Consider the following 14,010-nt stretch of genomic DNA (forward strand, 5'->3'; position numbering starts at 1 on the left):
GAGCCGATGGAGCGCGAGCACAAGGCGACCTTTTGCCGGATCTGCGAGCCGCTGTGCGGAATGATCGCGACCGTCGAAAGTGGGCGACTGGTGGCGCTGCGCCCGGACCGGGACCATCCGTTGTCGAGCGGTTTCGCCTGCCAGAAGGGCATCGCGTTCAGTGAGATCGTCAACGATCCTGACCGCGTGACGGTACCGTTGCGCAGGCGCGCGACGGTGCCACCCGGCAGTTCTCCCCGGGCCGCAGCCCAGTTCGAGCCGGTCAGCTGGGACGACGCGATGTCCGACATCGCCGACAGGCTGGCCGCGATCCACCGCAGGCATGGGGCCGGGGCGATCGGGTGGTACTTGGGAAATCCCAGCGTGTTCAGCTATTCGCATCTACTCGGCGTGGCGCTTTTCGTGGCTGGGTTTGCCCTCGACCCGAAAGCTCTTGGCGGCCAACGCGGTCCGCATGTGTTCAGCGCCGGCTCGCAGGACATCAACAGCCGGTTCGTGGCCAGTCAGCTCCTCTACGGCTCGCCGTTTGCGCTGCCGGTGCCCGACGTCCTGCGAACGGATCTGCTGGTGGTGATCGGTGCCAACCCGCTGGTGTCCCACGGCAGCGTGATCACCCTGCCACGGATCAGGGACCGCCTGCGCGACATCGTCGAACGCGGTGGCCGGGTGGTGGTAATCGACCCGCGCAGGACCGAGACCGCCGCGAAGTTCGAATGGCTCGGCATCATCCCCGACGGCGACGCCTTCTTCCTGCTGTCGATCCTTCACGTGCTGTTCGCCGAGGGTCTGGCCGACGAGGCCGCGCTCGCCCGCCAGGCCGACGGGGTGCCGTGGCTGCGGCAGCTGGCCGAGCCGTTCAGCCCCGAGGAAACCGAGTCGCGTACCGGGATAGCGCCGGACACGCTGCGTTCGCTGGCCCGCGACCTGGCCGACACACCGCGTTCCGCGGTGTACGGCCGCGTCGGCACAAGCGTCGGCCAAAGCGGCACGCTCACAACGTATTTGCTCGATTCTGTCAATCTGGTCACCGGCAGCCTGGACCGGGCGGGCGGCAGCATGTTCGGTTCTTACGGGTTCCCGGCGGAACGCTGGGCGATGAAGGCCGCCGGTGCTTTGATGCGCGCAGCATATCGGCGCCGGTCCCGGGTCGGCGGATTCCCCTCGGTGCTCGGGACCGAGCCTGCGGCGATCATGGCCAAGGAGATCACCACCGAGGGCGTTCGCCAGATCAGGGCGCTGTTCGTCAGCGCGGGCAATCCGGTGTTGTCCGTGCCCAACGGCGACGAACTCGAAGCGGCGCTGGCCGGACTCGAGCTCATGGTCGGCATCGACCTCTACGTGAACGAGACCACCGCGCATTGCGACTATGTGCTGCCCGCGACGTCGATGTACGAGCGTGACGACTTCCCGGTCGTTTTCCAGGCGGTGCAGCCGATCCCGTTTCGCCAAGCCACCGAGGCCGTCATCGCACCCGTCGGGCAGTCCCGCACGGAATGGGATGTCATCGACGACCTCACCGCCAGGCTGTGGCGCAGGACGCCCGTCTTCGCGTTACTGGGTGCGATACGAAAAGTATTGTCGCTGTTGAGAATACGGGTCACGCCCCGGCTGATCGTCGACGCGGTGATCCGGCTCGGTGAGGGTGGCGACCGGTTCGGGCTGCGCCCGCGAGGGCTGACTTTCGCCCGGCTTACGGTGCGGCATCCGCACGGTGCGGTGCTCGCGCTCCGGCTGCGGCAGGGTGTCCTTGCCGACACCGTCGTGTATCGCGGCGGTCGGATGAGGTTGCGCCACAACGAGATCGCTGCCGAGGTCGATGCCCTGGCCCGGCGCGCCGAAGCCGACGGCTATCCGTTGCGGCTGATCGGCATGCGGGAGCTGCGGTCCGAGAACTCATGGCTGCACAACGCGCCGCGGCTGATGCAAGGTGCGCACAGCCAGCGGGCGCTCGTGCACGCGGGCACCGCCGCCGCCGCGGGCATTGCCGACGGCGACGTGGTGCGGATCGTGTCCAAGCACGGCGCGATCGAGGTGCCCGCCACGCTCACCACCAAGATCATGCCCGCCGTCGTCGCGGTACCGCACGGATGGGGGCACCGGGGCAGCGGCGGCTGGTCGGTGGCCAACGCCGCGGGCGGCGCGAGTGTCAACACGCTGATGTCCAGCGAACCGGAAGATCTCGAGAAGCTGGCCGGGATGGCCCGGCTGACGGGTGTACCGGTACGCATCGAACCGGTCAAATCCGTTGCGTCGCCTCAGCATTGACCGCTCGTTCGAGGAATTCGATAGGCACCTCGGGCCAGTCGGAGCGCCACCATCCGGCCTGTAGATCGGCCAGTAGCTCCGACAGGGTCGCGACCACGTGCGGACCGCCGTCGAGCAGGTAGCGCATCATCCCCAGCTGCGCGCATTGCGCTGCTGCGGCTGCTGCGGTCGCCTTTGCCTCGTCGGTGTGCCCGGCGGCGGCAAGGCAACCGACCAGCAGTCGGCGCGCCTGCAGCAGCAGCCGGGGCCGGTTCTCCGCGGCCAGCCGATCCACCCATTCCTCGGCCCACCGGCAGGCCAGATCCCGGTCGTCGGCGTGGCCGTCGGTGATTAGCTTGCGGATTGCCGAGGCCTCCTCGTGCTGCAGCGTGATCTCGTCGATCTCATGTCTCGCCTGCCTGCGCGCCTGGTAGGACGTCAGGGTCGGCCTGCCGAACTCGGGATGCGGTGGCAGCCCCAGCCGCAGGCGTTCGTTGTCCACCAGGGCGGCCAGCCGGGGCAGGTCCAGCGCGCGGGCGACCCGGGCCGCCTCGTCGAGGCGGCGGACAGCTGCCCGTCGGTCGCCCTGGACTGCCTTGAGCCGTGCACCGGTCACGTAACGGGCGATCTTGAAGTCGACCGAGCCGCCCTCGGGGCCGAGCTTGTAGCCCTCGTCGAGCAGCCGGTCGGCTTCCTCGAGGTGACCCTGTTCGTAGAGCAGTTCGCCGAGCAGCGAGCTGGCCAATCGCGCGGTGTAGGAGTGGCTGCCACCGGCCCGCCTGGCGATCTTCAGTGCGGTGCGGAAACACCTTTCGGCCGCGGGCATGGCCAGCTGCAGCCGGTGGGCGATACCCGTGAAGCACACCCCGTTGACGCGGCTGAACGCGTCGCCGCTGCGCTCGTAGTACGGCGCAGCCCACGTCTGAATGCGGTCAACCTCGGCGAGGTTGTGACGGTATGCCGCGGCGAAGGTCGCCACGTTGGCGGCGGTGGCGACGACGAACGGTGTCATCCGGCCGGGATCGGCCAGGCACGGGGCGATGTGCTCGTCGATGCCCGCGAGCTGATCGGACCGCACCGCCATGACCCCCCGGACCACACCGATTTCGGTGCGCACGTCGGTGACGTCATCGACGCACAGTTCGCAGGTCTGCAGCGTCGATTCCGCCCGCGCCAGCGCTTGTTGAGCGGCCGGCAGGCGCTGCAGCACGGTGTTGGCCCAGGCCGACGCGAGCTGGAGGCGGGGCCGGGACGACACCGCACCCGCGGGCAACTTGTCGATGAGACCGATCAGCGTGGCGGCATGCGAACTTGCCACCAGGCAGACGCCGTCGCGTTCGACGATCGTGACCGCGAGGCTTTCGTCGCCGGCGGCCAGGGCGTGGTCGACGGCCTCACTGACCATGCGGTGCTCTGCGAACCAGTGTGACGCGATGCCGTGCAGCTCGGTGATCCGCTCTGGCCGGTCGCGGCCGAGGCGGTGCAGCAGGAAGTCGCGGAACAGCTGGTGGTAGCGGTACCACTGGTCGTCGAGCCGCTGCAGGAACAGATCACGTTCCACCACCTGATCGAGCATGGCCTGGCCGTCCTCGATTCCCGACAGCGCTGACGCGAGCGAACCGCTGATCCGTTCGGTGACCGACGTGTCCATCAGGAACCGCAGCATCGCGGGTTCGAGGGTGCCGAGCACGTTGTCGGCAAGGAACTCGCTGATCGCGTGGTGCCTGCCGGTCATCGTGCCGATCAGGCGCGCCGGATCGTCCGATCCGCGCAGCGACAGCGACGCCAGCTGCAGCGCGGCCACCCAGCCGTCGGTCTTCTCGGCGAGTTCCTCGACCTCGCCGCTGTCCAGGTCGAGCCCGCTGAGGTCGACCAGGAACTCAGCAGACTCGGCAGCGTCGAAACGCAGTGCGGCCGCGTCGATTTCAACGAGTTCGTCCTGCATGCGCATGCGGCTCATCGGTAATCCGCGCTGGTGGCGCCCGGTCACCATCACCGTCAGGCCCGCGCCCGCGTTGTCCAGCAGGTAGCGCAGCGCGCCGATCGTGGCCTCGTCGGTAACCCGGTGCCAGTCGTCGACCACCAGTGTCATCCGGGTGCCGCTCTGGTGGATCTCGTTGATCAGCGAGGTGAGCACGTAGCGTTCGGCCTCGTCGCCGTGTTCTTCGAGCACCTCGCCGAGTTCGGTGGCCAGCGCCGGGGTGACTGCCCGGATCGCCTCGATCATGTGCGACAGGAACCAGACCAGATTGTTGTCGTCGTGGTCGACCGTCAGCCATGCGACCACCGCGCCCTCCGCGGTCAGCTGCGTGGCCCACTGGGCGGCCAGCGTGCTCTTGCCGAAGCCGGTGGGGCCGTGGATGACCGTGAGCTTCTTGTTGCGTCCCGCGCGCAGCATCTCGATCAGCCGGGAGCGGTCGACCAGCGCCCGATTGGTCGTGGGCAGGCGGAAGCGGGTCGCGGGCACCGGGGGTGTCATCAGCCGCGCCGGGTAGTCGCCGCGCAGCGCACCCGAGGTCGGGACCAGCGCGGATGCATCCGGCGGGCTCGAGGGTGCGTCGAGGGGGATCGGCATGTCGTCGACGGCGATGCCGTGCCTGCGCTGCACCTCGCGCAACTGCTCGCCGAACTCGGCTGCGCTGGCGGGCCGTTCGGCCGGATCACGGGCCATCGCCCGTTCGATCACCGCGCAGACCTCTGCGGGCAGCCCGGAGTCCCGCAGGTCGGGCATCGGATGTTTGGTGATCCGCAGGAACTGCGCCAGCACCTGCTCACCCTTTCGCCGCTCGAACACCGCATGGCCCGTGCCCGCGCAAAACAAGGTTGAGGCCAGGCTGTAGACATCGGATGCAGCGCGGGGCGCTTCGCCGTGCAACACCTCCGGGGCCGTGTACGCCGGTGACCCCGTGATCAGACCGTCGGAGGTCTCGAAACCACCGCTGATCCTGGCGATCCCGAAATCGGTCAGCTGCGGCTCGCCGTACTCGGTGAGCAGGATGTTGGCCGGTTTCACGTCGCGATGCAGGGTGCCACGGCGGTGCGCCGTCTCGAGCGCGCCCGCCAGCTTGATCCCGAGGCGCAGCGTGTCACGCCAGTCCAGCGGCCCGCTGTCGTGGATCGCGGCCTCCAACGAACCGTGCGGGTGATACTGCATCACGATGTAGGGCCGACCGGAGTCCGTCGTGCCGACCTGGAAGATGGTGACGATGTGGGGGTGGCCGGACAGCTTGCCCATCGCCACCTGCTCGCGGACGAACCGCTCGACGCCGTCGTTCGAGAGTTTCGAGTCGGGGTCGAGATTGGTGGTGAGGACCTTCACCGCGACGGTGCGGTCGAGCGCCCGCTGTGTGCAGCGATACACCACACCGAAGCCACCCTGACCGATCTGAACGGGATCCTCGAAACCGGCCGCCGCCAGATCTGCCGGGACGCCGGCTGCCGCCTCCCACCGTTGGGTGGGCAGCGGGTCACTGCGGGGGTCACCCTGGGTACCGCTGTTGACCATCGTTCGCCTCGAAACTCCGAAGGCCGGCTGAATTCGAGCATAATCCGCAACCCGGTGGTCTCACCGGCGGAATGGACAGGTGGCCCACAGTGGCATCCAGTGGCATCCAGTGGCATCCAGTGGCATCCAGCATCGCCGCAAACCCCGCCCGAGGTGGAATTCTCCACACCGAACAGCGTGTGAACCCTTGACTGACGGGCGCAAACGGGTCAATCTGTTGGGCAGCATGTGTGGAAGGGTTCAGGACGCCAGCCAGCGCCCCGCCAGCTCTGGCATGCTGTGGATTTGTGGTGGTTGAGGAATGCGCCGTCCTGCGCTATTGTTGGACGTTGCGCTGGCTGCATCCTGCCCACCCCTCACCCGTACCTGACACAGTGGACCTAGCCTGAGCCGCTTCGCTCAGTGATCTAGTCGTGTGCCGTGCGTCTGGGAGACAGGCGAGCTCGATGAAGCCAGCCGAACCTAACGCAGATATCGCGGCTCGGGTCCGGTGCAGGCCGGCACCAGGAGTTCGCATGAGGTGCTGGAAGGATGCATCTTGGCAGTCTCTAGCCAGAGCAAGTCAGCCGACGCTACCACCAATAGCTCCGTACCCGGAGCGCCAAACCGAGTTTCATTTGCCAAGCTCCGCGAACCCCTAGAGGTCCCGGGGCTTCTCGACGTGCAGACCGATTCGTTCGAGTGGCTGATCGGTTCGGACCGCTGGCGTAAGAACGCCGTGGCCCGCGGTGATGTCAACCCGGTGGGTGGCCTAGAAGAAGTCCTGGCTGAGCTCTCGCCGATCGAGGATTTCTCGGGCTCGATGTCGCTGAGCTTCTCCGACCCGCGTTTCGACGAGGTCAAGGCGCCGGTCGACGAGTGTAAAGACAAGGACATGACGTACGCGGCCCCGCTGTTCGTCACGGCCGAGTTCATCAACAACAACACCGGTGAGATCAAGAGCCAGACGGTCTTCATGGGTGATTTCCCGATGATGACCGAGAAGGGCACCTTCATCATCAACGGCACCGAGCGTGTCGTGGTGTCCCAGCTGGTTCGCTCGCCGGGTGTGTACTTCGACGAGACCATCGACAAGTCCACCGAGAAGACCCTGCACAGCGTGAAGGTCATCCCCGGTCGCGGTGCGTGGCTGGAGTTCGACGTCGACAAGCGCGACACCGTCGGGGTGCGCATCGACCGCAAGCGCCGCCAGCCGGTGACCGTGCTACTCAAGGCGCTGGGCTGGACCAACGAGCAGATCGTCGAGCGGTTCGGCTTCTCCGAGATCATGATGGGCACGCTGGAGAAGGACAACACCGCCGGAACCGACGAGGCGCTGCTGGACATCTACCGCAAGCTGCGCCCGGGCGAACCGCCGACCAAGGAGTCCGCACAAACCCTGCTGGAGAACCTGTTCTTCAAGGAGAAGCGCTACGACCTGGCGCGGGTGGGCCGCTACAAGGTCAACAAGAAGCTCGGCCTCAACGCCGGGCAGCCGATCACCAGCTCGACGCTGACCGAAGAGGACGTCGTCGCCACCATCGAGTATCTGGTGCGCCTGCACGACGGGCAGACGGTTATGACGGCTCCTGGAGGAGTCGAGGTTCCCGTTGAAGTTGATGACATCGACCACTTCGGCAACCGCCGCCTGCGCACCGTCGGTGAGCTGATCCAGAACCAGATCCGGGTCGGCCTGTCGCGCATGGAGCGCGTCGTACGCGAGCGCATGACCACCCAGGACGTCGAGGCGATCACGCCGCAGACCCTGATCAACATCCGCCCCGTGGTGGCGGCGATCAAGGAGTTCTTCGGCACGTCGCAGCTGTCGCAGTTCATGGACCAGAACAACCCGCTGTCGGGTCTGACCCACAAGCGCCGCCTGTCGGCGCTTGGCCCAGGCGGCCTGTCCCGTGAGCGCGCCGGCCTCGAGGTCCGCGACGTGCACTCGTCGCACTACGGCCGCATGTGCCCGATCGAGACCCCGGAAGGCCCGAACATCGGCCTGATCGGATCGCTCTCGGTGTACGCGCGGGTCAACCCGTTCGGCTTCATCGAGACGCCTTATCGGAAGGTGTCGGCGGGTGTCGTTACTGACCAGATCGACTACCTGACCGCCGACGAGGAGGACCGCCACGTCGTGGCGCAGGCCAACTCGCCGACGGTCGAAACGGAGGCCGGCTACAAGTTCGCTGAGGAGCGCGTCCTGGTTCGCCGCAAGGGCGGCGAGGTCGAGTTCGTCTCGGCGACCGAGGTCGACTACATGGACGTCTCGCCGCGCCAGATGGTGTCGGTCGCGACGGCGATGATCCCGTTCCTGGAGCACGACGACGCCAACCGCGCCCTGATGGGTGCCAACATGCAGCGCCAGGCGGTTCCGCTGGTGCGCAGCGAGGCCCCGCTGGTCGGCACCGGTATGGAACTGCGCGCCGCGATCGACGCGGGTGACGTGGTGGTCGCCGACAAGACCGGCGTCATCGAGGAGGTCTCGGCGGACTACGTCACCGTGATGGCCGACGACGGCACCCGGCACACGTACCGGATGCGCAAGTTCGCCCGGTCCAACCACGGCACCTGCGCCAACCAGCGCCCGATCGTCGATGCCGGCGAACGGGTGGAGGCCGGCCAGGTGCTCGCCGACGGGCCGTGCACCGAGAACGGTGAGATGGCGCTCGGCAAGAACCTGCTCGTGGCGATCATGCCGTGGGAAGGGCACAACTACGAAGACGCGATCATTCTCTCCAACCGTCTGGTGGAAGAGGACGTGCTCACCTCGATCCACATCGAGGAGCACGAGATCGACGCCCGCGACACCAAGCTGGGCGCCGAGGAGATCACCCGGGACATCCCGAACGTCTCCGATGAGGTACTGGCCGACCTCGACGAGCGCGGCATCATCCGCATCGGCGCCGAGGTCCGCGACGGCGACGTCCTGGTCGGCAAGGTCACCCCGAAGGGTGAGACCGAGCTGACCCCCGAGGAGCGCCTGCTGCGCGCCATCTTCGGCGAGAAGGCCCGCGAGGTCCGCGACACGTCGCTCAAGGTGCCCCACGGTGAGTCCGGCAAGGTCATCGGCATCCGCGTGTTCAGCCGCGAGGACGACGACGAGCTCCCCGCCGGCGTCAACGAACTGGTCCGCGTCTACGTGGCCCAGAAGCGCAAGATCTCCGACGGCGACAAGCTCGCCGGACGGCACGGAAACAAGGGCGTCATCGGCAAGATCCTGCCCGTCGAGGACATGCCGTTCCTGCCGGACGGCACGCCGGTCGACATCATCCTCAACACCCACGGTGTGCCGCGTCGTATGAACATCGGCCAGATCCTGGAGACCCACCTCGGGTGGGTGGCCAAGGCCGGCTGGAACATCCAGGTTGCGGACGGAACCGGTGAAGTGCCCGACTGGGCGGCCAGCCTGCCCGTGGATCTGCTCGATGCGCCGCCGAACAGCATAGTGAGCACCCCGGTGTTCGACGGTGCCCGCGAGGCCGAGCTCCAGGGCTTGCTGAGCTCGACGCTGCCCAACCGCGACGGTGAGGTCATGGTCGACGGCGACGGCAAGGCGGTGCTCTACGACGGCCGCAGCGGCGAACCGTTCCCGTACCCGGTCACGGTCGGCTATATGTACATCCTCAAGCTGCACCACCTGGTGGACGACAAGATCCACGCCCGTTCCACCGGCCCGTACTCGATGATCACCCAGCAGCCGCTGGGCGGTAAGGCGCAGTTCGGCGGTCAGCGGTTCGGCGAGATGGAGTGCTGGGCCATGCAGGCCTACGGCGCGGCATACACGCTGCAGGAGCTGTTGACCATCAAGTCCGACGACACCGTCGGCCGGGTCAAGGTGTACGAGGCGATCGTCAAGGGCGAGAACATCCCCGAGCCGGGCATCCCGGAGTCGTTCAAGGTGCTGCTCAAGGAACTGCAGTCGCTGTGCCTCAACGTGGAGGTGCTGTCGTCCGACGGCGCCGCCATCGAGATGCGCGACGGCGACGACGAGGACCTGGAGCGTGCAGCCGCGAACCTCGGAATCAACCTGTCCCGCAACGAATCCGCGTCCGTCGAGGACTTGGCCTAATCGGTTTGCGGCGAGCGCTTGCGCGAGCCGCTATTGAACACAGTGTTTCTAATCCCGAAAGGGGAAAGGGAGTTACGTGCTCGACGTCAACTTCTTCGATGAACTCCGCATCGGCCTTGCCACCGCCGACGACATCCGTCAGTGGTCCTTCGGCGAGGTCAAGAAGCCGGAGACCATCAACTACCGCACGCTGAAGCCGGAGAAGGACGGCCTGTTCTGCGAGAAGATCTTCGGACCGACTCGCGACTGGGAGTGCTATTGCGGCAAGTACAAGCGCGTCCGGTTCAAGGGCATCATCTGCGAACGCTGCGGTGTCGAGGTGACCCGCGCCAAGGTGCGTCGCGAGCGGATGGGCCATATCGAACTGGCCGCGCCGGTCACCCACATCTGGTACTTCAAGGGTGTTCCGTCGCGTCTGGGTTACCTGCTCGACCTGGCGCCGAAGGATCTCGAGAAGATCATCTACTTCGCGGCCTACGTCATCACCGCGGTCGACGACGAGATGCGGCACAACGAGCTGTCGACGCTCGAGGCGGAGATGGCCGTCGAGCGCAAGGCGGTGGAGGACCAGCGCGATTCCGATCTGGAGGCCCGGGCCCAGAAGCTCGAGGCAGACATGGCGGAGTTGGAGGCCGAGGGTGCCAAGTCCGACGTGCGCCGCAAGGTGCGCGATGGCGGCGAGCGCGAGATGCGCCAGCTGCGCGACCGGGCCCAGCGTGAGCTGGACCGGCTTGAGGAGATCTGGAACACCTTCACCAAGCTGGCCCCCAAGCAGCTCATCGTGGACGAGGTGCTCTACCGCGAGCTGCAGGACCGCTACGGCGAGTACTTCACCGGTGCCATGGGCGCGGAGTCGATCAAGAAGCTCATCGAGAACTTCGACATCGACGCCGAGGCCGAGAACCTGCGCGAGACGATCCGCAGCGGCAAGGGGCAGAAGAAGCTGCGCGCCCTCAAGCGGCTCAAGGTCGTCGCGGCGTTCCAGACCAACAGCAACTCGCCGATGGGCATGGTCCTCGACGCCGTTCCGGTGATCCCGCCGGAACTGCGCCCGATGGTGCAGCTCGACGGCGGTCGGTTCGCCACCTCCGACCTCAACGACCTGTACCGGCGCGTGATCAACCGCAACAACCGGTTGAAGCGACTGATCGACCTCGGCGCGCCCGAGATCATCGTCAACAACGAGAAGCGGATGCTGCAGGAGTCCGTCGACGCGCTGTTCGACAACGGCCGCCGCGGCCGCCCCGTCACCGGGCCGGGTAACCGTCCGCTGAAGTCGCTGTCCGATCTGCTCAAGGGTAAGCAGGGCCGGTTCCGCCAGAACCTGCTCGGTAAGCGTGTCGACTACTCGGGCCGCTCCGTCATCGTGGTCGGCCCGCAGCTCAAGTTGCACCAGTGCGGTCTGCCCAAGCTGATGGCGCTGGAGCTGTTCAAGCCTTTCGTGATGAAGCGGCTGGTCGACCTCAACCACGCGCAGAACATCAAGTCGGCCAAGCGCATGGTGGAGCGCCAGCGTCCCCAGGTGTGGGACGTCCTCGAAGAGGTCATCGCCGAGCACCCGGTGCTGCTGAACCGTGCCCCCACGCTGCACCGTCTCGGCATCCAGGCCTTCGAGCCGCAGCTGGTGGAGGGCAAGGCGATCCAGCTGCACCCGCTGGTCTGCGAAGCGTTCAACGCGGACTTCGACGGTGACCAGATGGCCGTGCACCTTCCGCTGTCGGCGGAGGCGCAGGCCGAGGCGCGCATCCTGATGCTGTCCTCGAACAACATCCTGTCGCCGGCGTCGGGTAAGCCGCTGGCCATGCCGCGTCTGGACATGGTCACCGGGCTGTACTTCCTGACCACGATGGTTCCCGGGGATGTCGGCGAGTACACGCCCGCCGGCAATGACACCCCGGAGACGGGTGTGTACAGCTCGCCGGCCGAGGCCATCATGGCGATGGACCGCGGCGCGCTGTCGGTGCGGTCGCAGATCAAGGTGCGGCTGACGGGCCTTCGCCCGCCGGCCGAGATCGAGGCCGAGCTGTTCGGCGGCTCCAGCGACTCCGCGGCGCCCGGCGCCGGTGGCTGGAAGCCGGGCGATGCCTGGACCGCGCAGACCACCCTGGGCCGGGTGATGTTCAACGAGCTGCTCCCGCAGGCGTATCCGTTCGTCAACGAGCAGATGCACAAGAAGGTGCAGGCGCGGATCATCAACGACCTGGCCGAGCGCTACCCGATGATCGTGGTCGCGCAGACCGTCGACAAGCTCAAGGATGCCGGCTTCTTCTGGGCCACCCGTTCGGGTGTCACCGTGTCGATGGCCGACGTGATCGTGCCGCCGGAGAAGCAGGAGATCCTGGAGCGCTACGAGCACGAAGCCGACGGGATCGAGCGCAAGTACCAGCGTGGCGCCCTCAACCACAAAGAGCGCAACGATTCGCTGGTCAAGATCTGGCAGGACGCCACCGAAGAGGTCGGCAGGGCGCTGCGTGATCACTACCCGTCCGACAACCCGATCATCACGATCGTGGACTCCGGGGCCACGGGTAACTTCACGCAGACGCGGACGCTGGCCGGCATGAAGGGTCTGGTGACCAACCCGAAGGGTGAGTTCATCCCGCGCCCGATCAAGTCGTCGTTCCGCGAGGGCCTGACGGTGCTGGAGTACTTCATCAACACCCACGGCGCCCGGAAGGGCCTGGCGGACACCGCACTTCGCACCGCCGACTCGGGCTACCTGACCCGTCGTCTGGTGGACGTCAGCCAGGACGTCATCGTGCGCGAACACGACTGCGAGACCGAGCGCGGCATCAACGTCACGCTGGCCGAGCGTCAGCACGACGGCAGCCTGATCCGCCACCCGCACGTCGAGACCTCGGCGTACGCACGGACCCTGGCCAGCGACGCGGTGGACGCGAACGGCAACGTCGTCGTCGAACGCGGTCACGATCTGGGCGATCCGGCGATCGACGCGCTGCTGGCCGCCGGTATCGCCACGGTCAAGGTGCGTTCGGTGCTCACCTGCACCAGCGGCACCGGCGTGTGCGCGATGTGCTACGGCCGCTCGATGGCCACCGGCAAGCTGGTCGACATCGGCGAGGCCGTCGGCATCGTCGCCGCCCAGTCGATCGGTGAGCCCGGCACGCAGCTGACGATGCGCACCTTCCACCAGGGTGGTGTCACCGGCGGCGCCGACATCGTCGGCGGTCTGCCCCGCGTCCAGGAGCTGTTCGAGGCCCGCGTTCCGCGCAACCGGGCTCCGATCGCCGACGTCGCGGGCCGGGTGCGCCTGGAGGAGACGGACAAGTTCTTCAAGATCACCATCGTGCCCGACGACGGCAGCGAGGAAGTTGTCTACGACAAGCTCTCCAAGCGTCAGCGGCTGCGGGTCATCACCCACGCCGATGGCTCCGAGGGTGTGCTGTCGGAGGGCGACCACGTCGAGGTCGGTGATCAGCTCATGGAGGGTTCGGCCGATCCGCACGAGGTGCTGCGTGTGCAGGGCCCGCGCGAGGTGCAGATCCACTTGGTCCACGAGGTCCAGGAGGTCTACCGGGCCCAGGGCGTGTCGATCCACGACAAGCACATCGAGGTCATCGTCCGGCAGATGCTGCGCCGCGTGACGATCATCGATTCGGGCTCGACGGAGTTCCTGCCCGGTTCCTTGACCGAACGCAGTGAGTTCGAGTCGGAGAACCGGCGCGTGGTGGCCGAGGGCGGCGAGCCCGCGGCAGGCCGTCCGGTGCTGATGGGTATCACGAAGGCGTCGCTGGCCACCGATTCGTGGCTGTCGGCGGCGTCGTTCCAGGAGACCACCCGCGTGCTGACCGATGCGGCGATCAACTGCCGCAGCGACAAGCTGCAGGGTCTGAAGGAGAACGTGATCATCGGCAAGCTGATCCCGGCAGGCACCGGCATCAACCGGTACCGCAACATCCAGGTGCAGCCGACCGAGGAGGCCAGGGCCGCCGCGTACACGATCCCGTCCTACGAGGATCAGTACTACAGCCCCGACTTCGGCCAGGCCACCGGTGCCGCGGTTCCGCTGGACGACTACGGCTACAGCGACTACCGGTAGGTGTGCGGATAGTCCGACCACACGGAGCCCCCGAGCCTGCGCTCGGGGGCTCCTGTCGGTACGCCCAGCACCACCCTTGATTCTGGTCGCCCCGCTCACCACGAGATCCGCTTCGCCGCGCTGCGCCGCGAGATCAACGTTTTGCAGGGA

At 67.0% G+C, this 14,010-nt stretch carries 4 protein-coding genes; 3 read left to right on the forward strand and 1 reads right to left on the reverse strand.

Annotated elements, in window-relative coordinates; translation table 11 throughout:
- The first annotated feature begins 6 nt into the window (after nt 1-6).
- Nucleotides 7-2,265 (forward strand): molybdopterin-containing oxidoreductase family protein, encoded by a 2,259-nt coding sequence (locus ADBZ6K_RS09210; protein WP_526345708.1) that lies wholly within the window; start codon nt 7-9, stop codon nt 2,263-2,265.
- Here the strand turns inward: ADBZ6K_RS09210 and ADBZ6K_RS09215 are convergent.
- A complete protein-coding gene (locus ADBZ6K_RS09215) occupies nt 2,237-5,749 on the reverse strand; it encodes a protein kinase domain-containing protein (RefSeq protein ID WP_526345710.1) in 3,513 nt (1,170 codons plus the stop codon). The two genes, ADBZ6K_RS09210 and ADBZ6K_RS09215, sit on opposite strands and share 29 nt — an antisense overlap.
- A gap of 538 nt (nt 5,750-6,287) precedes the next feature.
- Here ADBZ6K_RS09215 and rpoB point away from each other — a divergent pair.
- Both rpoB and ADBZ6K_RS09225 read left to right on the forward strand, forming a co-directional pair.
- Entirely contained in the window at nt 6,288-9,800 is a 3,513-nt protein-coding gene (gene rpoB / locus ADBZ6K_RS09220; protein ID WP_526345712.1) for a DNA-directed RNA polymerase subunit beta, read from the forward strand.
- Between the two features lie 76 nt (nt 9,801-9,876).
- On the forward strand, nt 9,877-13,860 hold the full coding sequence (locus tag ADBZ6K_RS09225) for a DNA-directed RNA polymerase subunit beta' (protein ID WP_526345714.1): 3,984 nt from the start codon (nt 9,877-9,879) through the stop codon (nt 13,858-13,860).
- Nucleotides 13,861-14,010: the final 150 nt, after the last annotated feature.

The organism is Mycobacterium sp. (genome assembly GCF_044223235.1).
GTDB lineage: Bacteria > Actinomycetota > Actinomycetes > Mycobacteriales > Mycobacteriaceae > Mycobacterium.